Annotated in this window: 23 protein-coding genes and 2 pseudogenes; 17 read left to right on the plus strand and 8 right to left on the minus strand. The window is 54.9% G+C overall.

Annotated elements, in window-relative coordinates:
- Positions 1 to 2 precede the first annotated feature (2 nt).
- The 4 genes from PGS10_RS18275 to PGS10_RS18290 are packed head-to-tail and all read left to right on the plus strand — an operon-like array spanning position 3 to position 3,757.
- A complete protein-coding gene (locus tag PGS10_RS18275; RefSeq protein WP_047046645.1) occupies positions 3 to 977 on the plus strand; it encodes an ABC transporter substrate-binding protein in 975 nt (324 codons plus the stop codon).
- The gene (locus PGS10_RS18280) at positions 974 to 2,011 is read left to right on the plus strand and encodes an ABC transporter substrate-binding protein (RefSeq protein WP_316423326.1); all 1,038 of its coding nucleotides are present in this window, start codon (positions 974 to 976) and stop codon (positions 2,009 to 2,011) included. Before PGS10_RS18275 ends, PGS10_RS18280 begins: the two co-directional genes overlap by 4 nt.
- Positions 1,992 to 2,987 carry an ABC transporter permease gene (locus PGS10_RS18285; RefSeq protein WP_316423327.1) on the plus strand — a complete coding sequence of 332 codons (996 nt, stop codon included), beginning with the start codon at positions 1,992 to 1,994 and terminating at the stop codon, positions 2,985 to 2,987. The genes PGS10_RS18280 and PGS10_RS18285 overlap by 20 nt, the downstream gene beginning before the upstream one ends.
- Positions 2,981 to 3,757: an ABC transporter ATP-binding protein gene (locus PGS10_RS18290; RefSeq protein ID WP_047046636.1), complete on the plus strand. Its 777-nt coding sequence runs from the start codon at positions 2,981 to 2,983 to the stop codon at positions 3,755 to 3,757. The genes PGS10_RS18285 and PGS10_RS18290 overlap by 7 nt, the downstream gene beginning before the upstream one ends.
- A gap of 95 nt (positions 3,758 to 3,852) precedes the next feature.
- Here the strand turns inward: PGS10_RS18290 and PGS10_RS18295 are convergent, their stop codons facing one another.
- Complete coding sequence (locus PGS10_RS18295; RefSeq protein WP_316423328.1) at positions 3,853 to 5,925, minus strand: TonB-dependent siderophore receptor; 2,073 nt, start codon at positions 5,923 to 5,925, stop codon at positions 3,853 to 3,855.
- A 505-nt stretch (positions 5,926 to 6,430) separates the two neighbouring features.
- Between PGS10_RS18295 and PGS10_RS18300 the strand changes: the two genes are divergently transcribed.
- The 8 genes and pseudogenes from PGS10_RS18300 (at position 6,431) to PGS10_RS18335 (ending at position 13,583) form a co-directional block, all read left to right on the plus strand.
- A complete protein-coding gene (locus PGS10_RS18300; protein ID WP_315710140.1) occupies positions 6,431 to 7,252 on the plus strand; it encodes an ABC transporter ATP-binding protein in 822 nt (273 codons plus the stop codon).
- Entirely contained in the window at positions 7,249 to 8,274 is a 1,026-nt protein-coding gene (locus tag PGS10_RS18305) for a FecCD family ABC transporter permease (protein ID WP_315710141.1), read from the plus strand. The genes PGS10_RS18300 and PGS10_RS18305 overlap by 4 nt, the downstream gene beginning before the upstream one ends.
- Positions 8,271 to 9,323 carry a FecCD family ABC transporter permease gene (locus tag PGS10_RS18310; protein ID WP_316423329.1) on the plus strand — a complete coding sequence of 351 codons (1,053 nt, stop codon included), beginning with the start codon at positions 8,271 to 8,273 and terminating at the stop codon, positions 9,321 to 9,323. Before PGS10_RS18305 ends, PGS10_RS18310 begins: the two co-directional genes overlap by 4 nt.
- Before the next feature lie 11 nt (positions 9,324 to 9,334).
- Positions 9,335 to 10,287, plus strand: a pseudogene (locus tag PGS10_RS18315) (iron-siderophore ABC transporter substrate-binding protein).
- Positions 10,256 to 11,183 (plus strand): annotated as a pseudogene (locus PGS10_RS18320) (MurR/RpiR family transcriptional regulator); the annotation flags it as partial. The pseudogenes PGS10_RS18315 and PGS10_RS18320, both read left to right, overlap by 32 nt.
- 95 nt (positions 11,184 to 11,278) lie before the next feature.
- Positions 11,279 to 12,046, plus strand: coding sequence for a basic amino acid ABC transporter substrate-binding protein (locus PGS10_RS18325; RefSeq protein WP_020079063.1), 768 nt, complete (start codon positions 11,279 to 11,281; stop codon positions 12,044 to 12,046).
- 63 nt (positions 12,047 to 12,109) lie between these two features.
- Positions 12,110 to 12,874, plus strand: coding sequence for an amino acid ABC transporter permease (locus tag PGS10_RS18330; RefSeq protein ID WP_020079062.1), 765 nt, complete (start codon positions 12,110 to 12,112; stop codon positions 12,872 to 12,874).
- A complete protein-coding gene (locus PGS10_RS18335; protein ID WP_032715551.1) occupies positions 12,861 to 13,583 on the plus strand; it encodes an amino acid ABC transporter ATP-binding protein in 723 nt (240 codons plus the stop codon). Before PGS10_RS18330 ends, PGS10_RS18335 begins: the two co-directional genes overlap by 14 nt.
- Before the next feature lie 53 nt (positions 13,584 to 13,636).
- Here PGS10_RS18335 and PGS10_RS18340 read toward each other — a convergent pair whose 3' ends face one another.
- Positions 13,637 to 14,836 (minus strand): MFS transporter, encoded by a 1,200-nt coding sequence (locus PGS10_RS18340; protein WP_162750196.1) that lies wholly within the window; start codon positions 14,834 to 14,836, stop codon positions 13,637 to 13,639.
- Between the two features lie 257 nt (positions 14,837 to 15,093).
- Between PGS10_RS18340 and PGS10_RS18345 the strand changes: the two genes are divergently transcribed.
- A complete protein-coding gene (locus tag PGS10_RS18345; RefSeq protein WP_063415946.1) occupies positions 15,094 to 16,257 on the plus strand; it encodes a M20 aminoacylase family protein in 1,164 nt (387 codons plus the stop codon).
- A 55-nt stretch (positions 16,258 to 16,312) separates the two neighbouring features.
- On the plus strand, positions 16,313 to 16,804 hold the full coding sequence (locus tag PGS10_RS18350; protein ID WP_020079058.1) for a DUF523 domain-containing protein: 492 nt from the start codon (positions 16,313 to 16,315) through the stop codon (positions 16,802 to 16,804).
- Positions 16,805 to 16,909: 105 nt separating this feature from the next.
- Here the strand turns inward: PGS10_RS18350 and PGS10_RS18355 are convergent, their stop codons facing one another.
- From PGS10_RS18355 to PGS10_RS18365, 3 genes are all read right to left on the minus strand, one after another.
- Positions 16,910 to 17,656, minus strand: coding sequence for an SDR family NAD(P)-dependent oxidoreductase (locus tag PGS10_RS18355; protein WP_289576914.1), 747 nt, complete (start codon positions 17,654 to 17,656; stop codon positions 16,910 to 16,912).
- 70 nt (positions 17,657 to 17,726) lie between these two features.
- On the minus strand, positions 17,727 to 18,416 hold the full coding sequence (locus tag PGS10_RS18360; RefSeq protein WP_315710146.1) for a helix-turn-helix transcriptional regulator: 690 nt from the start codon (positions 18,414 to 18,416) through the stop codon (positions 17,727 to 17,729).
- 39 nt (positions 18,417 to 18,455) lie between these two features.
- A complete protein-coding gene (locus PGS10_RS18365; RefSeq protein WP_316423330.1) occupies positions 18,456 to 19,355 on the minus strand; it encodes a LysR family transcriptional regulator in 900 nt (299 codons plus the stop codon).
- Positions 19,356 to 19,650: 295 nt separating this feature from the next.
- On the opposite strand from PGS10_RS18365, the gene PGS10_RS18370 reads away from it, so the two are divergent.
- Positions 19,651 to 20,880, plus strand: a complete 1,230-nt coding sequence (locus PGS10_RS18370) for an MFS transporter (protein WP_316423331.1) — start codon at positions 19,651 to 19,653, stop codon at positions 20,878 to 20,880.
- A gap of 13 nt (positions 20,881 to 20,893) precedes the next feature.
- Positions 20,894 to 21,922 (plus strand): alpha/beta hydrolase, encoded by a 1,029-nt coding sequence (locus PGS10_RS18375; protein ID WP_047046608.1) that lies wholly within the window; start codon positions 20,894 to 20,896, stop codon positions 21,920 to 21,922.
- Between the two features lie 266 nt (positions 21,923 to 22,188).
- Here the strand turns inward: PGS10_RS18375 and PGS10_RS18380 are convergent, their stop codons facing one another.
- From PGS10_RS18380 to PGS10_RS18390, 3 genes are all read right to left on the minus strand, one after another.
- Positions 22,189 to 22,695: a polyketide cyclase gene (locus PGS10_RS18380; RefSeq protein ID WP_045396209.1), complete on the minus strand. Its 507-nt coding sequence runs from the start codon at positions 22,693 to 22,695 to the stop codon at positions 22,189 to 22,191.
- A gap of 133 nt (positions 22,696 to 22,828) precedes the next feature.
- Positions 22,829 to 23,737 (minus strand): LysR family transcriptional regulator, encoded by a 909-nt coding sequence (locus PGS10_RS18385; RefSeq protein ID WP_316423332.1) that lies wholly within the window; start codon positions 23,735 to 23,737, stop codon positions 22,829 to 22,831.
- 199 nt (positions 23,738 to 23,936) lie between these two features.
- Positions 23,937 to 24,836 (minus strand): LysR family transcriptional regulator, encoded by a 900-nt coding sequence (locus tag PGS10_RS18390; RefSeq protein ID WP_316423333.1) that lies wholly within the window; start codon positions 24,834 to 24,836, stop codon positions 23,937 to 23,939.
- Positions 24,837 to 24,965: 129 nt separating this feature from the next.
- On the opposite strand from PGS10_RS18390, the gene PGS10_RS18395 reads away from it, so the two are divergent.
- Positions 24,966 to 25,538, plus strand: coding sequence for a flavin reductase family protein (locus tag PGS10_RS18395; RefSeq protein WP_047046604.1), 573 nt, complete (start codon positions 24,966 to 24,968; stop codon positions 25,536 to 25,538).
- Positions 25,539 to 26,567 lie beyond the last annotated feature (1,029 nt).

Here is a 26,567-nt window from a genome sequence, read left to right on the forward strand (position 1 = left end):
AGATGCGCATACCTCATTTTACCCGCATAGCCGGGGCGCTAATGCTATTGACGCTGAGCGGCTATGTTGCGGCTCAGGAAAGAATCACCCTGCGAATTGCCGATCAAAAAGGCGGCATGCGGTCGCAACTGGAAGCTGCTAACGCCTTGCAAAACCTCGCTTACGATATTAAATGGGCCGAGTTTCCTGCCGCCGCGCCGCTGGCTGAAGCGCTCAACGCCGGCGCGGTTGACGTGGGGATTATCGGCGATGCGCCGCTGCTGTTCGCGCTGGCGAACGGCGCGCCGGTAAAAGCGATTGCCGTCGATAAGAGCAACCCGGCGGGGACCGCCGTGCTGGTGCCGCCCGGCAGCGCGTTAAAAAGCGCGTCGGATCTAAAAGGTAAACGCATTGCCACCGGTAAAGGATCAATTGGCCATTTTGTGGCGCTGAAAGCGCTGGAGCAGGCGGGGATTTCGCCGAAGGATGTGCAGTGGGTATTCCTTGGCCCGGTGGATGCGAAAGTCGCGCTGCTTAACGGTTCGGTAGATGCCTGGGCGACCTGGGAGCCCTATACCACGCAGTTGGTGAAAACCGCCGAAGGGCAGATTCTGGTGAGCGGCAAAGGGCTGCTGCCGGGTAATACCTTCCTGGCCGCCACCGATAATGCGCTGAAGGATCCACAAAAGCGCGCGGCGCTTCAGGATTATCTCACCCGACTGGCCGGCGCCGAGCGTTGGGCTTATGCCAATCTCGATAGCTATGGCAAAACGCTGGGGGAGATCATTCGCTTCCCGGCGGAGATCGCCCGCGCGCAGTTTGCCAACCGCCAGTCGCAGTGGCAGCGGCTGGACGCGCCGACGGTCGCCCAGCAGCAGTCGACGGCGGACTTTTATCTTGCCAACGGCCTCATTCGCGCAAAGCTCGATGTAACGCCGACATTTGATAACGGCTTCAGCGTGCCCGTCGCGCCGGTTCATGCGGAGGCGGCGCCATGATGACCACACGTTTTACCCGTCGTCGTTTCTTACAGTTTACCGGCGGTCTGGCGCTGGCCGGGGCGTCTGCGCCGCTATGGGCTCACGATATGGCGGAGATGGCAAGCGGCGATGAACATCCGGCGCTGCGTCTGGCGCAGCCTTACAAAATCAAGCTGGCGATCAACAAAAGCGCGGTGTGCCTGGCGCCGGTCGCCGTCGCGGAGCAGCAGAAGATTTTTAGTAAATATAATCTCGACGTTGAGTTTGTTAACTTCGGTAACTCGACGGATGTCCTGCTGGAAGCGATTGCCACCGGCAAGGCCGACGCCGGGGTCGGCATGGCGCTACGCTGGCTGAAGGCGCTGGAGCAGGGCTTTGATGTCAAGCTCACCGCCGGGACGCACGGCGGCTGCCTGAATCTGCTGACGGCCAAAAACTCGCCTTTTAGCGCGCTGGAGAGTCTGAAAGGGCAAACCATTGGCGTCACCGATATGGCCGGGCCGGATAAAAACTTCTTCGCCATCTTGCTGAAACGCCACGGTATCGACCCGATTAGCGATGTGCAGTGGAAAGTCTATCCGGCCGACCTGCTCAGCGTGGCGCTGGATAAACGCGAAATCGCCGCCATCAGCGGCAGCGAACCCTTCAGCTATCGCCTGCTGGAAACCGGCAAATATCAGCTAATCGCCAGCAATATGACCGGCGATTACGCCAACCTTAGCTGCTGCGTGCTGGGCGTCAGCGGCTCCCTTGCGCGCGATCATAAACCGGCGGCGGCCGCGCTTACCCAGGCGATTCTGGAAGCGCACAGTTATGCCGCCGCGCATCCGGAAAGCGTGGCGCAATCTTTTCTCGCCCATGCGCTAAACACTAACGAAGCGGAGGTGAGCGGCATTCTTCACGGCCAGGGGCACGGCCATCATGCGGTGGGCGAGGCTTTTGTTAAAGAGCTGACGCAGTATGCCGTGGATCTGCAGCGGGTACAGGTCATCAAACCGAGAACCGATCCTCATCAGTTTGCGGAGAGTATTTATGTCAACGTTTTCGCCTGATCGCGCGCTCGCCCGCCCGGGGCCCAGCGCTCTGCTATGGACGGAGGGCGGGCTTGCCGCCGTGCTATGGCTGCTGGGCGGCCTGTTCACGCAGGCCTGGCCCGATGCCGGGCGGCGTTGGCCCTTTAGCGAAGAGTGGGCGCTGGCGCAGTTCACTCTCGGCGGCTGCCTGCTGTTACTGACGCTGAGTTACCGTTACTGGCGGCAGCGGGGGGCGCGTTTGCAGCGTGCCGGGAAATGGCTGGCGCTGCTGCCGGTGCTCTTCGCGCTATGGGAAGGGCTGACGGCCAAAACAGCGTTTTTGCCGGTGCCGTTTTTCGCTCCGCCGCAGGCGCTGGTTGAAGTGCTGCACGATGACTGGCCGCGGCTGCTTGATAGCCTGTTGCATTCGCTGGGGCTACTCGGGCTCGGAGTGCTGCTTGGCACCAGCTGCGGGTTTATCAGCGGGCTGGCGATTGGCTGGTCTCAGCGTATTGGTTATTGGGTGCATCCGATTTTACGCCTGCTGGGGCCGGTGCCTTCCACCGCGCTGCTGCCGCTATGCCTGTTTATCTTTCCTTCAAGCTTCGGCGCCAGCGTGTTTTTGATTGCGCTCAGCACCTGGTTCCCGGTCACGGTATTGACCTGGTCCGGGGTCATCGGTATCGATAAAGCGTGGTATGACGTGGCGCGAACGCTGGGAGCCAGCCAGCGATTTCTGATCCTGCACGTGGCGATCCCCGCCGCGCTGCCGAACGTGTTTGTCGGCTTGTTTATGGGGCTTGGCGCGTCGTTTTCGGTGCTGATTGTCGCCGAAATGGTCGGCGTCAAATCCGGGATCGGTTTTTATCTACAGTGGGCGCAGGGCTGGGCGGCCTATCCGAATATGTACGCGGCGCTATTCGTGATGGCGTTGTTATGTTCCGGCCTGATTAGCGGGCTATTTATGATTCGCGATCGGCTGCTGAGCTGGCAGCGCGGAGGGATGCAATGGTAAGTGCCCAGACAATTTCGACCGGCGCGGCGGTGGCGGTAGGTCATCTTCATCATGCGTTTACGTTGGGCAAACAGACGGTGCCGGTGCTGGAAAATATCAGCCTGCAGCTGCGGCCAGGCGAGAGCGTTGCGCTGCTTGGCCCTTCAGGATGCGGTAAATCGACGCTGCTGCGCCTGCTGGCGGGGCTGGAGCCACAGCAAAGCGGGTATATTGAGATTGACGATGCGGCGATGGGCGGACCGGGGCCGGAACGGATCCTCGTTTTCCAGGACCCGACGCTTTATCCGTGGCTGACGGTGCGGCAGAACGTGCTGCTGGGGCCGCAGGCGCAGGGGAAAAAGGGGCTGGAGCCGAAGGCCGACGCGCTGATTTCGCGCATCGGGCTGCAGGCGTTCAGCGAGGCGTGGCCGCGGCAGCTTTCCGGCGGGATGGCGCAGCGTGCGGCGCTGGCGCGCGCGTTGCTCAATGAACCGCGTTTACTGCTGCTTGATGAGCCGCTGGGTAAGCTGGATTCGCTCACCCGCATCAGCATGCAGCGCGAACTGATTGCGCTATGGCAGCAGCAGGGTTATACCAGCCTGCTGGTCACTCATGATATCGAAGAAGCGCTGCTGCTATGCGAGAGAGTGCTGGTGATGTCGCCGCGGCCGGGGCGCATTATCGCTGAGTTTACGCTGCCGCTGGCGTTTCCCCGCCATCGCGACAATCCGCTGTTATTGCAGCATCGGCAGGATATTTTGCGTATCCTCGGCCAGGAAGAGGATTGGTAAGCCAGGTGCGTTGTCCGGTATTTCCCCGCAGCAGGGGTTGGGGAGAAGTAGCCCGGATAAGGCGCAGCGCGCCGCTATCCGGGGCAGGGCAAGGTTTAAAAATCCATTTTCACCGTAAACTGCACTTCACGCGGGTCGCCAATCTGGTTGCCGAGATTATTGGTGCCGATTGACGAGGTGTAATAGGTCTTATCAAACAGGTTCTTCACATTCACCTGTAGCGTTACCGGATACTGCAGCTTCATTTTGTAAGCCGCGAAGACGTCGGCCACCGCATAGCCCTGCAGATAATAATCCGCGCCGTTGGTGCCGGACCGTTTGCTGACCGCGTGGCCGCCGCCGCCAACGGTCAGGGTGTTGCTGTTATAGACGTTATGAATGTCATAGGTCAGGAACAGCGAACCGGTATGTTTTGGCACGTTCGGTAGCGGTTTACCGGCATAATCAGGATCTTCCAGCACTTTAGCATCGGTATAGCCGTAGCTGGCGATGATGCTGAGGTTATCGGTGAGCGAGCCCGCCAGATCCACCTCCACGCCGCGCGAGCGAACCTTACCCGCGGTCTTCGCCACCGTCTCGTCGCCGATACTTTCGGTATACAGCACGTTACGTTTATGAATATCAAATAATGCGATATTGGCGGTAATACCCTCTAACAGGTCGAATTTGGCGCCGACTTCGTAAGAGGTGGACTCTTCCGGCGGCAGTTCGCCGATGTAGCTGGCAATCGACGACTGCGGCATAAACGACTGGGCGACGTTAGCAAACAGCGACACGTTTGGCGTTACCTTGTAGACCAGGCCTGCCTTCGGCGTCCATTTCTCATCGCGGCTATCGGTATTGACGTTAAACGGTCGGCCTTTCCCGGCATACTGGGTGTAATACTGGTAGCGTACGCCGGCCACGGCAATCCAGTTGTCGGTCAGATATAGGGCGTCCTGCAGATAGGTTGCGTAGCTCTCCTGCTTGATACGCTGATCGCTATCGGCAGCGGAGACGGTATTACAGGTATCGAGAGTGCCGTAAACCGGATGATAAATATTAAAGCCTTTCACGTTCTTACAACGCAGCATATCGGTACGCAGCAGATCGTAATTCTCATAGGCGACGCCGGTCAGCAGTTCATTATAAAAGCCGCCGATGACCACATTGCCTTGTAGATCGGCGCGGGTGGAATGCATCTTTTGCGTCGAGCCGTGCGTGCCGTCGACCCGGCGGGTCAGGTTGCCGGTCGCAGAATCATAGGCCATCACCCTGGCCTGATTATCGTTGTAGTGATCCTGGCTGTAGCTGTAATCAAAGCGCGCGGTCCAGGCACTGTTAAGTCGATACTCGGCATTCAATTGGGCAATATCGGAATAACCATCGGTGATATTAAAGGCTTCATCGAAACGGGTTTTACGGTCGACGTTGACCGCGTGGCCAGTATTGAGATCGAAAATGGTGCCGCGGTCAAAAGGAGCGCTGTAATCGCGATGTGAATACGAAGCGGTAATAGTCGCGCTATCGCCAAACCAGCTCAGGGAAGGGGCGATAAAGCTGCTTTTGTTCTTGCCGAAATTACGCCAGTAATCTTCATTTTGATATTCGCCGATCAGTCGATAGGCCAGACGAGTCCCTTCTATCGGACCGGTCACGTCGAAGCTACCCGTGCCGCCGCCAAAACTGCTGGAGGTGGCGGAAACCGAACCAGAGAACTGGCGCTCGGGGCGTTTGGTGACAACGTTAATCAGTCCGCCGGGGTCGAGAATACCGTACAGCGTCGAGGCCGGGCCTTTCAGAACTTCCACCCGTTCGGTCGCGGCGTTAAAGCTGCGCGGCAGAACGGTGCGCAGGCCGTTGGTCATGATAGAACCGTCGCGATTGGCGCCAAAGCCGCGGCGGGTAAAGGCATCCTGGGTACCGCCGAGGGTATTGGTCTGCACCACGTTGGCGACGTTATACAACGCTTCATCCAACGAGGTGGCGTGCTGATCTTCCAGCACCCGGTCGCTGACGGTATTCACCACCTGCGGAATATCCAACAGCGGCATTGAGGTCAATGTCGCCGTAGACGAACTCAGTGGCTGATAGCCGCTGGTGGCGTTCTGCTGGCGGCCGTCAGCCACCACGGTAATGGTGTCCTCGGCGTCTTTTGTATTATTTGCCGCGTTATTTTCTGCGGCCATTAATCCCGGTGAGGCTAAAAAAAGAAGCGAAAAAAGCGCGCGCCCTTGCAACGTCCTGCAGGCGACATGGGGTTGAGTCATTATCTGTTTCTCGTGAACGAATCTGCCTTTGCGGTCAGATAAAGCCAATAAAATCATTGCCCTGAAAATAAAACCTATCTGTTAAGCGTCTGAACGCGCCTTCAGATATGTAATTGAGAATCATTCAAACACGAAGAAATGTAGTAGTAAATGTTATGTAAGATAAAAAATCGTCGCAGAAGAAAAGCGCGATTTCGCAGCCTGTCGTAGGTAGTGAGATGCTTTTATTTTATTGATTATAAATACTATTCATAAAATTCATTTTGTGTCGCCGCGGGGTAGTGAACGTAACGATAACAACATGAAGCACAGTATTGACTACTACATTCATCCCCTTCATGATCAAAAGAGAATGAGATTTATTTTGATTTGACTGCAGAACGTCGAGGGCTGATGCCGGAACGCTGCGGCGCAGGAGCGAGTTATGCCACAGCGGGTAAACCCTGCAGAAAAGGGGATCGTCCTGGAGTCCCTGTCGGCCGGATATGGCCAGACGCTTATCGTCGATGACATTAACCTGACGATCCCCAGCGGTAAAATGACGGTGCTTGCCGGGGCCAACGGCTCAGGCAAATCAACGCTATTATCGACCATCGCCCGGATGCTAAAACCGCTCGGCGGCTGCGTGCGTCTGGACGGAAAGACCATCCACGAAATGCCGACCAAAGCGGTCTCCCGCCAGCTGGGGATCCTGCCGCAATCGCCGCTGACGCCGGAAGGGCTCACGGTGTTTGAACTGGTATCGCGCGGGCGCTATCCGTGGCAGGGGCTGATGCGCCAGTGGTCTGCAGCCGATGAACAGGCGGTGGAAGAGGCGCTGCAATTAACCGGCACCGCCGAATTCGCCCATCTGCCGGTCGATAGCCTTTCCGGTGGCCAGCGCCAGCGCTGCTGGATAGCGATGGCGCTGGCCCAGCAGACGAAAACCATTTTACTGGATGAGCCAACCACCTGGCTCGACCTGCGCTATCAGGTAGATATTCTTGAACTGCTGCAAAGCTTGACCCGCGAACATGGCCGTACGGTAGTGACGGTGCTTCACGACCTGAACTTTGCGGTGAACTATGCCGACCTGCTGGTATTTCTCAAAAAGGGGCGGATAGCCGGGACCATTTCAGAACAGGAAATCTGCAGCCCCGAACTGATTAAAAACGTCTTTGATGTTGATGTGCAGATGTCAATCAATCCGCAAACCGGCAAACCTTTCTTTATGCCGTTTCGCGCACCCCAGGCCGTTGCCCGATGAGCGCCTCTGTGCTGTACGCCACGCGGCGTCGTACCCGTCCGCGGCTGGCATTGCTGCTATTAACCCTGATGCTTATCGCCGGTTCGCTGGTTCATCTTGGTTTAGGCGCCCGCTGGATCGCGCCGCAAACGGTCCTGCAGGCGCTGCTCGAGTACGATCCGCGGAACTTCGATCACCGTATTATTGTTGATTTACGTCTGGTTCGGCTGGCGGCGGCGCTGGTGACCGGCGCGGCGCTCGGCGTTGCCGGGGTGCTGCTGCAGACGGTGATCCGCAACCCGCTTGGCGAACCGCATATTCTTGGGCTTAACGCCGGCGCCTCGCTGGCGGTGGTCGCGACCTCGGCGCTGGGCCTCTCTCTCGGCGATTTTCCGGCGGCACGCCCGCTAACCGCCGCCTGTGGCGCGGCGCTGCTGTTCGGCGGGGTGATGGCGCTGGCCGCTGCCGGGCGCGGCGGGGCGACGCCGCTGCGCATCACGCTATGCGGCGTGGCGCTCTCGGCGTTTGCCTCGGCGGTGACGGCGGCGATATTAATTCTTGATGAACAAACGCTGCTGGCGATGCGCACCTGGCTTGCCGGCGATCTGTCCGGGTTGAACTGGGCTAGCCTACAGGCGGCGCTGGTGCCGGCGCTTTCTGGCATGGGACTGGCGCTGCTTCTCGCGCCACGCCTGAACGTGCTGGCGCTGGGCGATAAAGTGGCGCTGGGGCTGGGGGTGAATCTGGTGCAGACCCGACTGTTGGGGCTGGTCGCTATCGCGCTGCTGTGCGGCGCGGCGGTGGCGGTCGCCGGGCCAATTGGGTTCGTCGGGCTGGTGGTGCCGCACGTAGTGCGCCGTCTGATAACGCAAGATATTCGTCTGGCGTTACCGCTGGCGGCGCCGGTCGGGGCGCTGGTGCTGGTGTTGGCGGATATCGCCGCCCGTACCCTCGTCGCGCCGCAGGAACTGGCGACCGGGGCGATGACCGCGCTGGTGGGCGCACCGCTATTTATCTTTATCGCCGCGAGGTTTTTTAAATGAAACGCGCCGTTCACCGCGCCGGATTTCGGCCACTGGGTTTTGCTTCAAGGCATCTGTTGTTGCGCCCGGCTTCATTAAAAATTGCCGCCTTCATCCTGCTGCTTTTGCTGGCTCTCGGGCTCTACAGCCTCAGCCGAGGCAGCTTCCCGCTGCCATCTTCGACATGGGCGCGTGCGCTGCTGGCGCCGGAGCAGATTGGCGAGCAGCAGCGTTTTATCCTGTTTGACATCCGCCTGCCGCGAATTTTGATGGCGCTGCTGTGCGGCGCCATGCTTGGGCTGGCCGGGGCGGCGATGCAGAGCATTACCCGTAACGGTCTGGCGGACCCCGGCCTGATTGGCGTCAAAGAGGGCGCCTGCATTGTCGTGCTGGCGCTAATTCTGTTTTTTCCGGCCGTAGGGCTGGCGTGGCGACCGCTGGCGGGAATGCTCGGCGGCGTGCTGGTGGCGCTGTTGGTGCTGGCGCTGGCGCGCGATTGTTCACGTCCGCGCTTTATTTTGATTGGCATTGGCGTGTCGTGGACGCTGGCGGCAGCGGTTGGCATTTTTATGACCACCGCCGACGTACGCGATGTACAGACGGCGATGATCTGGCTCTCCGGCAGCCTGCACGCGGCGAGCTGGCCGCTGCTGGCGGTGGCGTTTTGCTGGGCGCTGCCTGGCGCACTGATTCTGTTCTGCACCGCCCGCGCGGCGGATGTGGCGCTGCTTGGCGACAGTACCGCCATCGGTCTTGGCGTGCGTTTGCCGCAGCTCACGCTACTGCGTTTCTTCGCCCCCGTGCTGCTGACCTCTGCCAGCGTTTCCTGCGTTGGCAGTCTGGGTTTTGTTGGCCTGATGGCGCCGCATATGGCGCGCTTCGTCCTGCGCGGCGGTCAGGTGGCGCTGCTCTGCGGCAGCGCGCTGATTGGCGCGTTGCTGGTGCTGGCAACCGATACGGTGGGGCGGCTGGCGTTTGCGCCGCTGCAGATCCCGGCGGGGATTGTCATTGCGCTGGTAGGGTGCCCATTTTTTATTGCTCTGCTTTGGCGTCGCCGTGACGCCCTGTAAATCAAAAAGGATTGTTATGCGTTGGTTCGTTTCTCTGCTGGTGCTGTGCGCGGGCGCTGCCGCGGCTGTCGATTCGCAAACCTTCACCGACGATTTAGGTCGTACGGTGAGCGTACCGCTGCATCCGCAGCGTATCGTTTCGATGCACGATCTCGATATTACCATCCCGCTGATCGAGCTTGGGGTGCCGCCGGTAGCCAGCCATGGCCGCACGCGCCCTGACGGCAGCCATTACCTGCGCTCCAGCGCTCAGTTAACCGGCGTCGATTTCGACAATAGCGATATTTGCTTTATTGGCACCGCCGATATTGACCTTGAAGCCGTGGCCGCGGCGAAACCGGATCTGATTATTACCGAGCCCAGCCGCCATGTCTCGGTGGAGCAGCTGGCGAAAATCGCGCCGACGGTCAGTATCGATCACCTGCAGGGCAGCGCGCCGCTGATTTACCGCAAACTGGCGCAGCTCACCGGCAGCCAGGCGCGGCTGGCGGTGCTTGAACATCGTTATCAGGAACAAATTAAACAGCTAAAGGCCACGGTCGATCCTCAGCAGTACCGCGTGTCGGTGATTCAGGCGAATAACGGTAAGGTAACGGTACACCACTCGTATCACGCGCTGGGGCGGGTTCTGCGCGACGCCGGGTTCCGCTTCCCGCCTTTGATCGACAAGATCCCCGATGGCCAGCGGATCGACGTCAGCGCTGAACAGCTACCGGAGCTGGATGCCGATTTTGTCTTCGCCACCTGGCGTTCGGACACCGGCGGTAAGCCGCAGGATGAGCTAAAGGCCATGGAGGCGGTCATGCCCGGCTGGTGTGACTTTATGCGCGCCTGCCGAACCGGCCGCTATATTTTGCTGCCGCGCGAAGAGGTTATTTCTAATTCGTACGCCGCATTGACGCTGATGGTGGCTCAGGTGCAGTCGCACATCGCCGGACGGCCGATTCCAGCGGGGGCGAAATGAAAGCAGGGGTGAAAAAAGAGAAGGGCAGAGTCGATCTGTTTGGCGAGCGCTTTCGCGCTCGCGCGCACCAGCTTTCGCCCCGTTTACGCGAGGTGGCAAACTACATCAATGATAATCGTGAAGTGGTGCTGGAACGCACGGCAATGGAGATCGCCACCGCCACCCACACCTCCGATGCCACCGTGGTGAGGGCGATTCAGGCATTGGGTTTTGCTGGGCTGCGCGAGTTAAAAGAGACCATGGCGCGCTGGTTCGGGCCGTCAGCGACCTCGTCGGAAAAGATGTGCTCGACGGTGGGGGCGCTCTCCTGTGATGTCAATTCCAGCATCGATTTTGTGCTGGATGGTCATCAACGCGCCTGTGAGGTGCTATCGCGTGCCGATAATCGCGCGGCGGTAGCCCAGGCGGTGGCGCTACTGGGCGATGCGCGTCAGGTGGCGATATTTGGCATCGGGGCGTCGGGGATCCTCGCCGAGTACACCGCGCGTCTGTTTAATCGTATTGGCTTACCTGCCTGTACCCTCAACCGTACCGGCTTCAGTCTTGCCGAGCAGTTGATTAGCCTGCAGCGCGGCGATGTGCTGATTATGATGGGGCAAAAATCACCACATCGGGAGGGCATGACCACATTGCGCGAGGCGCAGCGGCTGGGGATCCCGACGATATTACTCACCCAGGCGCTGGATTCGCGCTTCAGTCAACTGGCGCAGGTGGTGATTGATGTTCCGCGCGGCGGCGATAACGGGCGGGTGCCGCTGCACGGCACCGTGCTGATTTGCCTTGAGATGATCGTGCTGTCCGTCGCCTCGACCGCGCCGCAAAAGACGGTCAAATCAATGAAGCGAATCAATGAATTGCATCGAGCCATCGGCAAATCAGGTGGTCAACGCGGTTGAACAAAAGATAATTCACTATCCGGATGCTTTCCGGTTGCATGCCATGCTAAGTATGTGTATTTTTATGCAAAATAAATGCATAAAAAGGATATCTCATGGTCAAGAATTTGCTCAAAGCGTGTTTCATGATGGCCGCGCTGGCGGCAGCCGGACAGGCGGCTGCGGAAACCTATACCGTCGGCTCCGGCGGCACCTACCGTCCCTTTGAATTTGAAAATAGTCAAAAACAGCTGGAAGGCTTTGATATCGATATCATCAAAGCCATCGCCAGGGCCGAAGGTTTTGACGTGAAGCTGGTCAACACTCCCTGGGAGGGCATTTTCGCCACCCTGGGCACCGGCGATCGCGACATTATCATCTCGGGTATTACTATCACCGATAAACGCAAACAGATGGTGGATTTCTCCGCGCCATACTTCCCGGCCGAGCAGTCGATTGTGGTGCCGGAAGGTTCAAAAGTGAACTCGCTGGCGGCGTTGAAAAACGAGAAAGTTGGGGTGGTGAACTCCAGCACCGGCGATATTGTGGTTTCGCAGGAACTGGGTAAAAACAGCACCTCCATTAAGCGCTTCGACAATACGCCGCTGATGCTGCAGGAGCTGTTTGAGGATGGCGTCAGCGCCGCGGTAGGCGACGTCGGGGTAGTAAAATACTACATCAAGCAGCACCCGGAAAAGCAGTTCAAGCTGGTGCCTGACGCTAAATTTGAGCGCCAGTATTTCGGTATCGCCGTCGCTAAAGGTAACAGTGAACTGCTGGGCAAAATCAACGCCGGTTTGCAGAAAATCGTTGCCGACGGCACCTATGCCAAAATCTATAAAACCTGGTTCGATGACAACGTACCGACGCTGCCTGCGCAATAACACCCATTTTCAGTGACCGCGGCTGTCGCTCAGGCGATGGCCGTATTTTTTTAGGGAAGGACTATGACGGGATTCCGTTGGGAGATCATCGAGGAGTACGGCCCGCTGTTTATGGACGGCGCCTTGATGACGATTAAATGTACCATTATCTGCGTGATCCTCGGGACGCTGTGGGGGTTAACGCTTGGACTGGGGCGGATGGCGAAGGCCGAGCACGGGCCATGGAAATATATTCTGCGTTATCTGGTGCAGTTTCCGGTACGCTTCTACGTCAGCGCCTTCCGCGGTACGCCGCTGTTTGTGCAGATCATGGTGGTACACTTTGCGCTGGTGCCGCTGTTTATTAACCCGCGCGACGGCCTGCTGGTCACCAGCGGGATAATGAGCGCCGATTTTGCCCGCGAACTGCGTTCTAACTACGGCGCGTTTCTCTCCTGTATCGTGGCGATTACCCTCAACGCCGGGGCCTACGTGTCGGAGATTTTCCGCGCCGGCATCCAGTCTATCGATAAAGGGCAGATGGAAGCTTCGCGCGCGCTGGGTATGCCATGGTGGAAAACCATGCGTAAAGTGATCCTGCCGCAGGCGTTTCGCCGCATTCTGCCGCCGCTTGGCAACAACGCTATCGCTATTGTTAAAGACTCATCGCTGGCCTCGGCGATCGGGCTTGCCGATCTGGCCTACGCCGCGCGAACCGTCTCCGGCGCTTACGCCACCTACTGGGAACCCTACCTGACTATCTCGCTGGTCTATTGGGTGATTACCTTCCTGCTGGCGCAGCTGGTTAACCGTCTGGAAAAGAGGTTTGGCAAAAGTGATTCACATTAATAACTTACATAAGCGCTTTGGCGATAGCCACGTACTGCGCGGCATCAGTTGCGATATTAAACCGCAGGAAGTGGTGTGCATTATCGGGCCCTCCGGCTCCGGCAAAAGCACCTTTCTGCGCTGCATGAACGCGCTGGAAACCGTGAGCGAAGGCGAAGTGGTGGTCAACGGCTTTGCCGCCCATGACCGGACGACCGACCTCAACAAGATGCGCGAAAGCGTTGGCATGGTGTTCCAGCGCTTTAACCTGTTCCCGCATATGACGGTGCTGGAAAACCTGCTGATGGCGCCGATGAATCTGCGCAACATGCCGCGCCAGCAGGCGGTCGATCTGGCGGATGCCTTGCTGGCGAAAGTGGGCCTCAGCGATAAGCGCGATGCCTGGCCCTCCAGCCTCTCCGGCGGTCAGCAGCAGCGGGTAGCGATTGCCCGCGCGCTGGCAATGAAGCCGTCGATTATGCTGTTTGATGAGCCCACGTCAGCGCTGGATCCGGAACTGGTAGGGGATGTGCTCGAAGTGATGAAAAATCTCGCCAGCGAAGGGATGACGATGGTAATCGTTACCCACGAAATGGGCTTTGCCCGAGAAGTGGCTGACCGGGTGATTTTCATCGATCAGGGGGTGATTCAGGAAGAGGGCAAACCGGCGCAGATCTTTAGCGCGCCGACCAATCCGCGCACCGCCGCCTTCCTCAGTAAGGTGCTGTAGCCATAAGCAAAACGGGCAGGTTGAGTCCCGCCTGCCCGTTATCAACAACCCCGCTATTGCGCGGTCTCGGTAGCCTCTTCCATGTCTTCTTCCTGCTCATTGGCGAGCAGCGTTTTTTCATTCTTGCTAAGGCACTGGATAAGCAGGAACAGCACGCCGCTGGCGAACAGGGTGATGATCAAGCCGTCGTAGCCGGAGACGCCAATCAGCATGCCGCTAACAATCGGCCCGGCCACGCTACCGGCGGACCAGAAAAAGCCAAACAGGGCGTTAATCATGATTAACTTTTGCCCGCTAAAGGTTTTACCCGCCCGCACCAGCGACAGGGTATAAAGCGCGCCCGCCGCGGCGCCGAGCAGCAGGCAGATAGCCATCAGCTGTATGCGCGAGGCGAGCATAAACGGCAGCGCCAGTAGCGACAAGCTAAAGATAACCGCGCAGATAAGATGCACGCGGCGGATGCCGAAGCGGTCGGCAACCCATCCCAGCGGCGCCTGGAACATGGCGTCGCCGGTGAGGACGACGGTGACCAGCAGTACCGCCATCGTTTCATTTAAACCTTTATCAATGCCGTACAGCGGCAGTAGCGCGAGAATACTGGCGTCGAAGAAGGCAAAGCAGAATACCCCGGAGGCCAGGACCGGCAGAAAAGCCCCCAGGCTACGCCAGCTGGCGCGCTCGGCAAGGCTTTCGCGACTGCCGCGCGGCAGATGGCGCAGCATCAGCAGGCAGACGGCGGTAATGGCGACAATCGCCATCAGCGCCGCGTGTTGCCAGGCTGGGCCGACGGAGATAAGCAGCGGGCCGGCGAGCTGGCAGCCGGTAAAGGCCGAGGCATAGATGCCGGTGAGAGTCGCGCGATTACTGCCCGCCGCGCCGCCGGTTATCCAGCTTTCCCCCAATACGATAATGACGCCGGAGGCGAGGCCGGTCAGCAGGCGCGGCACCAGCAGCAGCGTCATGTCGGTGGTCATGCAGGAGGCGATGGTCGCCAACGCCAGCAGGATCAGGCTGACGCTGAGCAACGCGCCCATTTCAAAACGACGGCACAGCGCGGGAGAAAGAAAAGAAGAGAGCATCATTCCAGCGGGCGGCAGCGCGGCCAGCAGGCCGACATAAAGCGGAGCAACTTGCTGCTGCGCCAGCTCAAGGCTGATTAATGGCACCGTATAGCCGGTGATAAATCCCACAAGTGAAGCGGCCATGATCATCGCTAGCGTGGGGGCCAGGCGATTCTGGTCTGGGTTAAACATTGTATTCCCGATAACGGAAGGTTGCAGGTGGATAATCCGGCAAGACGCCGACCAGCCTGCATGATAATTAATCAGCTGACGGAAGTCACCGCTGAAATAGCTACTATTTTTGATATTGATAAAACGATCCGCTGGTGAATAGACAAAAATCATCATCGCTGAAGTTGTCAGCCGCGGGGGCGAAAGGATATAACGAAGGGTGCCGCCTGGAAGCAGCAGGACGGGGACTACTCATTCAGTAATGAAAGGAACAGGACATGGCGGTATCGTCTTCACTGATTGCCGAAGCTATCGGCTGGCGTCGCGATTTTCATGCTCATCCGGAGCTTGGGTACCAGGAGCAGGAGACCTCGCGTCGGGTCGCCGGGCTACTGGCTTCGTTCGGCCTGCAGGTGCATGTCGGGCTGGCTGGTACCGGGGTGGTCGCGACGCTTGAGAATGGCCCGGGGCCGGTGATTGGCCTGCGCGCCGATATGGATGCGCTGCCGATCGCTGAACAGGGGGCGGTGGAATATCGTTCGCGTCGTGCTGGCGTAATGCATGCCTGCGGCCATGACGGTCACACCGCCATGCTGTTGGCCGCCGCCGCGCACCTTGCGCAGACCCGCAACTTTGGCGGCACCGTGCATTTTGTCTTTCAACCCGCGGAGGAGAACCTCGGCGGCGCGCGCAAAATGGTGGAAGAGGGGTTGTTCGAGCGCTTCCCGATGGACGCCATTTACGCGTTGCACAACTGGCCAGGCTTGCCGCTGGGGCATGTGGCGGTGAATCCCGGGGCAATGATGGCCTCGCTTGACGCCTTCGAGATAACGCTCACCGGTAAAAGCTGTCATGCGGCGATGCCGGAAAGCGGCGCCGACCCTATCGTCGCCGCCGCCCAGCTGATTATGGCGCTGCAGACGATTCCGTCGCGCCGCCTGTCGCCGCAGGATTCCGCGGTGGTCAGCATTACCCAGATCAACGGCGGTGAGGCGATCAACGTGCTGCCGGACCGCGTGGTGCTGCGCGGGACTTTTCGCTGCCTGAGCAATACGGTGCGCGAGCGGGTAAAAAACCTCATTGAGCAGTACGTGCATACGCAGCCGCAGGTTTCCGACGTTGACGGTCAGATTGCGTGGTATCCGGGCTATCCGGTGACCAAAAATGATGCGCAACAGGCGCTGAAGGTGCGCGAGGTGGCGCAGGCCGAGCTCGGCGAAGCCGCGGTGCGCTGGCAGATCAATCCTTCCATGGCGTCGGAGGATTTTGCCTGCATGCTGGAAGTGTGTCCCGGCGCCTATTTCTGGATAGGCACAGACGGCGAGACGCCCTCCAGGCCGCTACACAATGCCAGCTACGATTTTAACGACGATCTGCTGGCGCCCGGCGTGGCGCTGTGGACGGCGCTGGTGGAATCACTGCTGCCTGCCGGGCAGGGCTAAGTTTTCGTGTGCCGCGGAAAGCGCGGGTGAACGGTCTCCGGGGGCCAACAAAGAAATGATAAATAAAATATTGGTCAGTGCCTGCCTGATGGGCCTTAAAGTCCGTTATAACGGAAAAGAGAAAGCGCAGATGACCCATCAACTTGCTCGCTGGCAACGGGAGCAGCGCCTGGTAATCCACTGCCCTGAGCTGGCTGCCGGGCTACCTGTTCCGCGACCACCTGCCGAGATCGTGTCGGCTGATGGGAGAGACGTAATGAGTGGACAAGCCAGAATAATTGAGAATACGGGAAGGGATGTTACGCCGCATTATCAACTGGCAGCCTGGCTGGCTCTGCGAGCAGCACAAGAAGCAGGTTGTACCGCCGCATTATTAACTGATGGTAGTCCTACGTGCGGCAGTCAGTTTATCTATAACGGTTCTTTCAGTAATCAGCGTAAATCGGGTATGGGAGTGGCGGCGTCACTGCTCAGTGAGCATGGCATCGCGGTATTTTCAGAAGCTCAGTTTGCGGAGCTTGTGAGCTGGATAGAAGAACGGGAATGAGCGGTTCCCCAGGGTTAACGTCGAACTGTATGAGGTTCACACCTCGACATAGCCGACGTTAAAGCCTTATGAAACTCTTGCAGTTTAAAAGCACTGGGGGGAGTTTCACTCAGCTAAATAACCACCATCGATGGGATAAACGCCGCCGGTACAGAACGCCGCATTTTCTGACAGCAAAAACAGTATGAAGTCTGCTATTTCCCGCATTTTTGCCATCCTCTTCATAGGGTGGCTATTGGCGAAACTACGTACGATATTGTCAGGAAATTCACTCATTCGTGGCGTTTGGACATAGCCCGGAGCGACGGCATTGATTCGAATGCCTTGCGTTGCAAACTCTAATGCTGCGGTTTGGGTCAAACCGATGATACCGTGTTTAGCCACGGTGTAAGGCGCTAATCCTGGAATGCCAACCAGACCATTTACTGCAGATAAATTAACGATAGAACCGCCAGACTTCATCATTGCAGGTATTTCGTATTTTAGGCAGTAAAAAACGCCGCTCAATGAAGTGGCAATAACTTTATCCCAGTTTTCAACCGTCTGCTCTGTTATATTTTTACCATGCTCACCTGTTATGCCCGCATTATTTACAGCATAATCAAGTCTGCCAAAATGTTTGATAACTTTAGCGATCATTTTCTCTACTTGCTCGGGTTGTGACACATCGCATCCGATCCCCAGCGCCTGTTGCCCCTGTGAAGATAATTGTTTCGCTTTTTGGATGGCCTGCTCTGGTGAACGGGAGACAATAACGACCTTAGCCCCATGTTGGTGTAATTGCTCTGCGACTGCCTCACCTATCCCTGTCGTGCTTCCTGTGATGACAGCAACTTTATTCTGGAAATTCATCATTCCCCCTATGACGTAGTATTGAGTCTTGCATCTGGGGGAGTATACAAAATCGCTGTGACAGTTTTTGTCAGTACTCTTTTGCCTCGTCGATCCTTTCTTTTATTCTCCATTTTTTCAATAAAGCCGTCCGGCTTTCCTTGTAGATAGAGTCCAGTTGTGCCATCTCTGCAATTTGATCAGTTCTAAAGTGACGAAAATCATTTCTCATTTCGCACCATGCGACCAAAAGCCAACATGACTGCATATATGCCAATCCGATGGGCCATATAACACGAGAAGAGTAAGCGCCTTTCTTGTCACAATATTTTATTTTGATTTTCCTTTGCTTTTTAATAGCGCTACGAATGTCTTTGAAAAATACCTCATTGCTTTCTGCAGGGCCGATCAAATAGGATTGGCTTTCGATAAGGTTTTTTAATTCATCAGGAATGACGGCGTGTATTTTGGCAAGCGCATTCCTTGCTGTATTTTTGAAATCATCATCTGTGTTATGAGATACCCAGTTTAGCCCAAGGGTAATAGCATTGATTTCTTCATGAGAAAGATTTAAGGGCGGCAAATGAAAATCAGACTTGACGATATAACCAATACCGGCCCCACCTTCAATGCGAACCCCTTGATCCTGTAGCGTTTTTATATCTCTATAAAGCGAGCGCACGCTTATTCCTAATCTTTCTGAGAGCGCGGATGCCGTGATGGGATATCTTTGCGCCCTTAATATCTGTAGTAACTCGAGAAGCCTCTCTGTTCTGGTCATATTGATAAATCCATCCCGATACTGCGAAAAATCTTAAATCTAAAGTTTCCCGTTCATGCGCAGCGCATCAACAACGAGTGAAAAGGCAGGGGAAGGCTGCTTGCGGCTGGGATAATAAAGATAGTAGCCCGGAAAAGGATGACACCAGGACTCAAGCACCCGCACGAGACGACCTTCTCTGATGTGTGAGCCGAATTCCTCTTCAGGTAAAAAGGCGATGCCTAACCCGGCCAGGGCGGCGTCGACAACATGATCCGACGTGTTAAACGTCAACTGTCCATTAACCCGGACGTTCAACTCTCCTCCCACGCGATCGAATTCCCAGACATAAATCCCGCCGGAGCGGACCATGCGCAAATTAATACACTGATGCTGCGTCAGCTCATGAGGCGTTTGCGGCTGCGGGTATCGCGCGAAATAATCTGGCGAGGCGGCTGCGGCCATGCGTAGTTTCGGGCCGATTGGCATCGCTATCATATCTTTATCAATCGTATCGCCAAGCCGCACGCCCGCATCAAACCGATCCGCCACGATGTCCCGGAATCCGTGATTAGCATCGAACTCAATATGAATATCCGGATATTCGCGGAGCAGCGGCGCAAGCTTGGGCAGCAGGGTCGTCTTCAGCACGTTCGGCCCGCAGGTGATGCGGACGGTGCCTGCAGGCTTGTCCCGCAGTTCAGTCAGCATGTCCAGCTCAGCCTCTATCTCGTCAATACGGTGGCCCACCGATTGCAACAGGCGCTCCCCGGCGGCCGTTGGGGACACACTGCGGGTGGTCCGCGTTAATAGTCGGATTTGCATTCGTTCTTCCAGTCCGGAAATCGCCTGGCTTAGCGCAGGCTGGGTCACGCCAAGCTGCGCGGCGGCGCGCGTGAAGCTACCTTCCCGCGCCACGGTGACGAAAGAGAGTAAATCGTTGAGGTTGCGTCTTGCCATGTTGGTTTCCGGGCTATTTATAAATTTTACTTATAAGGCTATTAAGCATTCATTAGCTAGTTTCACTGCTGCCTATTGGTAACAATAATGCGATGAAAAAGTCAACGCTAAACGAGATGGAAAATGCTCACCGTAAAACGCCACTGCTGATGATCCTCTCCGCCGGGCTCAGGGCTGTGGATTGAGCCGTCGCGCCTTCCATATCCATCGTTCTCTTTAACTCACGCGCTTATCCCCCACGTCGCCGTTTCAGGAGGGGAAGGGCATCGCATTATCAACAGAAAAGAAAGGCTAAATGCGTAATCAGAAAACTGAAACCAGAAATCAGAACGGAGCCAGTGAAAAACAACAGGCGCACTGGGGCGGCGTGTTTGCTATGACGCTGTGCGTCTTCGCCCTGATTGCCTCCGAATTTATGCCGGTCAGCCTCCTGACATCGATGGCGCAGTCCCTGAAGGTCACCGAAGGTATGGCCGGGCAGGGAATTGCCATTTCCGGCGCGTTTGCGGTGATGACCAGCCTGTTTATTTCCCGACTGGCAGGCACGCTTAATCGAAAAACGCTGTTGCTTGGCCTGACGTGCATCATGGCTCTTTCCGGGGGCGTCATTGCGATGGCACCTAATTACCTGACCTATATGACGGGCCGGGCCCTGATTGGCATCGTGGTCGGCGGGTTCTGGTCGATGTCGGCGGCAACAGCGATGCGTCTGGTGCCGGTGCACCGTGTTCCGCTGGCCCTGGCCATTTTTAACAGCGGCAACGCGCTGGCAACCGTTGTGGCCGCGCCTCTGGGCAGCTGGCTGGGTTCCGTCATCGGCTGGCGGGGGGCCTTTTTGTGCCTGTTACCCGTCGCCATCGTCGCGTTTATCTGGCAACTGCTCAGCCTGCCCTCGATGCCGGTTACCCGCCAGCCAGCGGGGGCCGGCAACGTCTTCACACTGTTACGCCGCCGGGTGGTCATGTTGGGCATGCTGGGAGTGGGGATCTTCTTTATGGGGCAGTTCACGCTCTTTACCTATATCAGACCTTTCCTTGAGACGGTCACGAAGGTAGACGCCTCAGCGGTGACTCTCATCCTGCTGGTTATCGGGATGGCGGGTTTCATCGGCACCACGCTGATTGGCCGGGTATTGAAGCGCGGATTCTACTCGACGCTAATGGCGATTCCCGTGCTGATGGCGATCGTCGCGCTGGCCCTGATCGCGTTTGGCAGCCAGGCAGCCATCGTGACGGCCTTGCTCGGGCTGTGGGGGGTTATTTCAACCGCTGCGCCCGTGGGATGGTGGGCATGGGTTCCACGCACGTTCCCTCAGAATGCCGAAGCGGGCGGCGGGCTGATGGTGGCGATGGTGCAATTGTCCATTGCGCTGGGATCCACCGTGGGGGGCGTGCTGTTCGACCATCATGGCTACCAGAGCACCTTTCTGGCCAGCGCCGCGATGTTGATTATCGCAACCGTACTGATATTCCTGACCTCACGTGCAGACGCGTCTGCCGAGGGTCTTTCATCACACTCGTCCTGACAAGGAAACTATCATGAATAAATTTGCGTTAGCCCTGGGAATGTTCATCAGCGCATTTGCCGCCTCGGCGGCGGATATGTCCAGAGGCGCTGATAACTTTTATAAAAGCGAAAAAGTGACGCAGCAGAAAGTCACTTTTAAAAATCAGTATCAAATGAACGTGGTTGGCAATCTGTTTGTCCCGAAAACGTTAAATCAGAACGCCAAAAACCCGGCGATCGTCGTTGGTCATCCAATGGGCGCGGTCAAGGAACAAAGCGCAAACCTATACGCGCAGAAGCTGGCGGAGCAGGGGTTTGTTACGCTGGCGATCGATCTCTCGTTCTGGGGGGAAAGCGAAGGCAAGCCGGGGCACCTGATTTCACCAGAAATCTACGCGGATGATTTCAGCGCGGCGGTGGATTACCTCAGTACACAATCGTTTATTGATCCAGAAAATATCGGCGTGCTGGGCATCTGCGGTAGCGGAAGTTTTGTCATCAGCGCCGCGAAAATTGACCCGCGTATGAAAGCTATCGCCACCGTCAGTATGTATGACATGGGCGCCGCGTTTCGTAACGGCCTTAACCACTCCCAGACGCTGGAACAGCGTAAGGCCTTTATCCAGTCGGCCATTGAGCAGCGGTTTGCCGAGTTCAAAGGAGGAGAGAAAGCATACATTCCGGGCACTGTGAATAAGCTGGACGCTTCCACGCCGGAAATTCAGCGCGAGTTCTTTGATTTCTACCGTACCGAACGCGGCGGTTATACCCCGCAGGGCGAGAAAGAGGAACTGACGACCAAACCGATGCTGAGCAGTATCGGTAAGTTTATGAACTTCTATCCGTTCAATGATATTGAAACCATTTCGCCGCGTCCGATGCTCTTTATTACCGGTGACCAAGCCCATTCAAAAGAGTTCAGCGAGGACGCCTTTAAACGCGCCGGTCAGCCTAAAGAGCTGTATGTCGTTCCGGGGGCAGGGCACGTCGATCTGTATGACCGCACGGACGTGATCCCCTTCGACAAGCTGACGGACTTTTTCCGCAACAACCTGAAATAACGCGTGGAAATGGGTTGTATCAACAGCTACCGGCCTTCGGGTCGGTAATGGGGCGTAATTTGAGCAAAAGGACAAAATGCTGCCGCATCACTGAGAGTTGAAATGTCTGTGTAGTGCCAGGAGGGGACATTACAGAGATGGCTGTGTGGTGTCACTTGCGGGGGTTACATGATTTACCTGTAATCAAGTGCCATAGCAAACGGGCAAATATTCTTGAGGCTGCGGGGAAGTGCAGCCTCAGTGATATGACTGTGGAAAGCGGTTTATTATTTCTTTGCTGCTCGAATCAGGCCGTCAAGCCATTCCTGATGACCATTAAGCATTGGGTTCGGGCGGGTATTGGCCAGATCTTTTGCCGGGACTCCGTTCTGTGTTTCCTGCGTTAGGATACGGACCCTATGACCGGAAAGATCCTCCAGTAGCCACGCATGATGGACATCGAGTCGTTGAGCGGTATCTTTTTCACCGGCCCATCCGTGCCATGCCAGGCGAGCAGGTTTACCCTCAGCAGGTGGAACAAACTCCACAACCTGAGCTTCAACTGGGAAACCAAACGTGCTGAAGTAGAAGCGAACCCCATTTTCCAATTCTGGACCTTTGTTGTCATAAAAGCGCACATCGGCGGAATTTTTATAGTATTCCGGCCATAGCAGTGGCTGACACAGGAGCGGCCAGACATCATTGACGTTCAGACCTGAGATGATCATTTCATTAGAAACAAAGTTATCGGTAAAACCCGGAATAAAGCCTTCAGGCCAGTTAATCGCGTTCATAAATTTCTCCAATTGCTATAGTTGAGTGTACTGCGTGTGTCATTACGGCAGTAACGTGATGACAGTGATTATTGGTGCAATGGAGTTATAAGGCGAATTGTCATTACTTATATTCTTAATAAGATAAATTATATCAGGGCGCGGGATGTTGGCTTACTTCTGCGCATAAAGCACGAATCCACTGATGACTTGGGTCACGATGGGTTCGCTCATGCCAGGCCATGCTCTTGGTAAAGCCGAGTACTTTCAGGGGCAAAGGGAGAATGATGAGATCGTTGTTAGTCAAGACCATGCGGTGAGGTACAACTGCAATCATATCAGTCACTTGCAATATATCAGGTATCACCTGAAAACTGTTAACTGACATGCCTACTCGTCGTGTCAGACTGAGCTTAGCCAGTGCTTCATCTGTAACACCGGTGAAGTTACCTTCTGATGACACCAAAATATGTTCCTGTTTGCAAAATTGTTCGAGCGTCATTTCCGAACTCGCTGCCAGAGGATGATGACGTCGTGCTACGCAGACATAATCTTCTTCATAGAGCGCTCTTCCATGCAGGTCTTCGGGGGTTGTTTGCGGTGTTATCAAAGCCAGATCAACTTCACCCCGAGACAACTGCTGATACATTCGCTCATTGTCCACGGGCCGCACGGCGATTTTAATATTCGGTGCACGTTGTTTTAGCTCAGCCATCAACGGAACGACAACAGCCTTAAGTGCATAGTCCGTTGCTACGATGGTATAAGTCAGCTCCGCCGCCATAGGATCAAATTGCTTTGGTTTCAGCATGATAGCGATATCGGTGAGTATTTGTTTCACCGGCATAGAAAGTTCGGTGGCCCGCATTGTGGGAACCATACCGTGACTGGTGCGAACAAAGAGGGGATCGTCAAAATAATCACGCAAGCGAATAAGCATGCCACTGACGGCAGGTTGTGTCAGGGAGAGGCGCTGCGCAGCCCGGGTCACGCTTCCTTCATCCAGTAATGCATCAAGGGCCTTAAGAAGGTTAAGGTCGAGGGTTCTCATATCATTTTTCATAGTGAAGTAGCCTGACAGATATAAAATTTTAATTCAGGCTAAATGCTCGGGAAAAGGTTGTCTAGAAGGTTTATGAGTGTTTTCCTTTTGGTGATCTTTTAGTTTTGGCTGGTAACCTTTGTAAAGATAAATCCGCTCTTCGCTTACGGCAGACCTGAGTTTGTCCGCTCCGTGCCAGAGGCGGACGTTGAGGAGAATGTTATTTTGATGCGAAATATTTGCGTAATATATTTTCTAATAGCGAGAAAACGACCGTCACCCTTTTTGGAGTAATCAGCTGGTAAGGCCGATATAAATAAAATTGCCATTTCTCCTGTCGCAGTTCTGGCAGTGGGGGAACAAGTTGGCCGCTTGTTAAGTACTCCCTACAAATAAAATCGCTGGATTGTACAACTGTTTTCCCGGCCAAGGCAGCCTGAATTTCGGCGTATGGGTCTGTTGTATAAAACTCGATATGACGAGGGACAAAAGTATTCACTGCGTCACTCATAAACTCAAATAATTTTCCTGTATCAGGGTTAATTAAACCACTAAATGGATAACGCTGCCGAAGATCTTCTAAATCAGTTGGTGCTCCCAGGCGTGCAATGAGTTCAGGGGATGAGACTAAAATATGTTCAACTTGCCCGATGTTTTTAATGATAAAGTTAGGATTAGGTTCTCGCCCTACGCGTATACCTATATCGATACGATGCTCTATAGTATCAAGTTTCATCATATCTAAACGCCAGTCGATAAATAACTCAGGATAGGGACGTAGTGCAGTCAATAGTTCATACAATATTTGTTCATGATTTGGAAATCGAAGTAATGTGATACGAACAATACCCTTCATTTCATTATCATCTTTCGCCGTCTGAAATAGTTTTTCAGAATCCTCCAGCAGTCGCTTCGCTTGGGGTAAAAATAGCTCGCCGAAACTGGTGAGAAAGATCGAACGAGTATTGCGTTTGAAAAGAGGTTCACCAAGTTGTTTCTCCAGCTCAGCGACTGTCCGCGTGACTACTGATGGTGAAACCGACAGCTTGGTTGCTGCTTCGCGGAAGTTCAGGGTATCAGAGGCGATGATAAAAAACTTTAGAGCATCAAGTTTGTTCATGATTGTTGTGAAAATTGAAATAATGTATTTTGATAATAGCAATTAATTTGCAACTATTCCAGTCATATAATCGAACAATCAAATAAGTAACCTGTCTTAATTTTTTATCAGAACTCAAAAGAGTAAATTATGTCAATTCAACCAGTAGAGTTAAACAAAGCCTATCGTTTATTGCAGATCGGGCCAACAACAATGATATCGGCTAAAAATGATGGCATTGAAAATGTCATGGCAGCGGCTTGGGTGGGATTAATAGGCAATAACAAAGTGATGGCTTTTATAGGTCCACAGGCATTTACTCGTGGGCTTGTAGAAAAAAGCGGATATTACGTTGTCCAGATCCCAGTAGTAAATCAGATGGAAATGGTTTTATATGCTGGGGGCAACAGTTATTCTGACACACCCGATAAAAACAGTAAAATTCCACTGTTTTATCAGAAAGAGTTTGATCTGCCTTTAGTTGAAGGTTGCGTTGGTTGGCTAGTCTGTAAGGTCATACCCAATGAAGAAAATGAAAAGCAGCACAACTTGTTCATGGGGGAAATTGTCGGAGCATGGAGCGATGACCGCGTTTTCAGAAATGGGCACTGGATTTTTGATGATGCGCCTGATGAATTACGTACTGTCCATTACGTAGCTGGCGGACAGTTTTACGCCATTGGCAAAGGTACAAAATTTAATTATGGTCCAGGAAAAGACTAATCCTTACCTCTGTCTCAATGTAGCCATATAACATGGCTACATTGAGGTAGTAGCATAAAAAAATAATTAAGATGTCCGCTTCTCGTTCACTGCGGACCTCCAGCTAAGTTCGCCTTGTCATAACAGGAAAGCCCATTATACACGTGTATAATGGGCTTTCCTGTGCTGATTCGTTGGCTTGCTTCCCTTCATTATTAAGTGATGCCACCATTGAGAACCTGTTCCATAGGTAAGCATGACAGCTCTTCGCTCACAGTGGCCTTTCTGCTCAGTGAATCCGTCCACTCCGTGCCAGAGATAACCTCTTGATCTCAATAATAAATGGCATCTAATTTGTCCTGACTGATGCGGGATGACAGCACCTGATGGCTCTATTTTCGCTCGCTGTATCTCGGCAAGGTATCCGCTTTATCCTGGCTGTAACCATCAATAGTTTGAGGAGAGGGGATAAGTACCGTTGTACTTTTATCATAACTCCTGCTTTTGAGTTTCATATATTAAACAGAGATCAAAACCACGTACACCCATACGACGGCCTTATTACAGCAGAGCACAGAATCCGGGCACAATAAAACAATCTAAGCCGCTGAGGGCAGGTCAGTTGTATATAGGCGGTTTGAGCACCTGTGGAAAAATTGAATATTTAGCGCTGTTTCGTCAATACCCAGAAGCCCAGAAGGATAATAGTTTACCTGTGTAGAGCAAATTGCACCCTGACCATATGAAAAGGGGGTAAAAAGTGTCATATCGATATGGAATGGATTCGTATGAGTCTCAGGGGCATTATAGCGAAATACCATATCACGTTGAAACATGTGCAAGAGCTGACTGCAGAGCTTAAAAAAAGAAAATATTCACTCGATTGGATGAAGTGAATGCCGAAGCCAGACTTAGCTGACCTGGTGGCGGGTTTACACACAGATATCGGAGCTCGTGATATCTGTGTGTGAAGTTTTTAAAGCTGATGTTCCGGAATCCGGGCGATAACCTTTATCTCAAAATCAAATCCCGCCAGCCAGTTAACCCCCA

The organism is Klebsiella sp. 141153, assembly GCF_032601995.1.
GTDB classification, from domain to species: domain Bacteria; phylum Pseudomonadota; class Gammaproteobacteria; order Enterobacterales; family Enterobacteriaceae; genus Klebsiella; species Klebsiella aerogenes.

What these genes read in the sequence shown, in the direction of transcription:
- PGS10_RS18395 (WP_047046604.1), top strand. Translation starts at nt 24,966, where the DNA reads ATGTCAATTCAACCAGTAGAGTTAAACAAAGCCTATCGTTTATTGCAG.
- PGS10_RS18340 (WP_162750196.1), bottom strand. Translation starts at nt 14,836, where the DNA reads ATGTTTAACCCAGACCAGAATCGCCTGGCCCCCACGCTAGCGATGATC.
- PGS10_RS18280 (WP_316423326.1), top strand. Translation starts at nt 974, where the DNA reads ATGATGACCACACGTTTTACCCGTCGTCGTTTCTTACAGTTTACCGGC.
- PGS10_RS18355 (WP_289576914.1), bottom strand. Translation starts at nt 17,656, where the DNA reads ATGAATTTCCAGAATAAAGTTGCTGTCATCACAGGAAGCACGACAGGG.
- PGS10_RS18330 (WP_020079062.1), top strand. Translation starts at nt 12,110, where the DNA reads ATGACGGGATTCCGTTGGGAGATCATCGAGGAGTACGGCCCGCTGTTT.
- PGS10_RS18385 (WP_316423332.1), bottom strand. Translation starts at nt 23,737, where the DNA reads ATGAAAAATGATATGAGAACCCTCGACCTTAACCTTCTTAAGGCCCTT.
- PGS10_RS18305 (WP_315710141.1), top strand. Translation starts at nt 7,249, where the DNA reads ATGAGCGCCTCTGTGCTGTACGCCACGCGGCGTCGTACCCGTCCGCGG.
- PGS10_RS18360 (WP_315710146.1), bottom strand. Translation starts at nt 18,416, where the DNA reads ATGACCAGAACAGAGAGGCTTCTCGAGTTACTACAGATATTAAGGGCG.
- PGS10_RS18365 (WP_316423330.1), bottom strand. Translation starts at nt 19,355, where the DNA reads ATGGCAAGACGCAACCTCAACGATTTACTCTCTTTCGTCACCGTGGCG.
- PGS10_RS18370 (WP_316423331.1), top strand. Translation starts at nt 19,651, where the DNA reads ATGCGTAATCAGAAAACTGAAACCAGAAATCAGAACGGAGCCAGTGAA.
- PGS10_RS18325 (WP_020079063.1), top strand. Translation starts at nt 11,279, where the DNA reads ATGGTCAAGAATTTGCTCAAAGCGTGTTTCATGATGGCCGCGCTGGCG.
- PGS10_RS18345 (WP_063415946.1), top strand. Translation starts at nt 15,094, where the DNA reads ATGGCGGTATCGTCTTCACTGATTGCCGAAGCTATCGGCTGGCGTCGC.
- PGS10_RS18300 (WP_315710140.1), top strand. Translation starts at nt 6,431, where the DNA reads ATGCCACAGCGGGTAAACCCTGCAGAAAAGGGGATCGTCCTGGAGTCC.
- PGS10_RS18285 (WP_316423327.1), top strand. Translation starts at nt 1,992, where the DNA reads ATGTCAACGTTTTCGCCTGATCGCGCGCTCGCCCGCCCGGGGCCCAGC.
- PGS10_RS18275 (WP_047046645.1), top strand. Translation starts at nt 3, where the DNA reads ATGCGCATACCTCATTTTACCCGCATAGCCGGGGCGCTAATGCTATTG.
- PGS10_RS18375 (WP_047046608.1), top strand. Translation starts at nt 20,894, where the DNA reads ATGAATAAATTTGCGTTAGCCCTGGGAATGTTCATCAGCGCATTTGCC.
- PGS10_RS18290 (WP_047046636.1), top strand. Translation starts at nt 2,981, where the DNA reads ATGGTAAGTGCCCAGACAATTTCGACCGGCGCGGCGGTGGCGGTAGGT.
- PGS10_RS18310 (WP_316423329.1), top strand. Translation starts at nt 8,271, where the DNA reads ATGAAACGCGCCGTTCACCGCGCCGGATTTCGGCCACTGGGTTTTGCT.
- PGS10_RS18380 (WP_045396209.1), bottom strand. Translation starts at nt 22,695, where the DNA reads ATGAACGCGATTAACTGGCCTGAAGGCTTTATTCCGGGTTTTACCGAT.
- PGS10_RS18295 (WP_316423328.1), bottom strand. Translation starts at nt 5,925, where the DNA reads ATGGCCGCAGAAAATAACGCGGCAAATAATACAAAAGACGCCGAGGAC.
- PGS10_RS18350 (WP_020079058.1), top strand. Translation starts at nt 16,313, where the DNA reads ATGATAAATAAAATATTGGTCAGTGCCTGCCTGATGGGCCTTAAAGTC.
- PGS10_RS18390 (WP_316423333.1), bottom strand. Translation starts at nt 24,836, where the DNA reads ATGAACAAACTTGATGCTCTAAAGTTTTTTATCATCGCCTCTGATACC.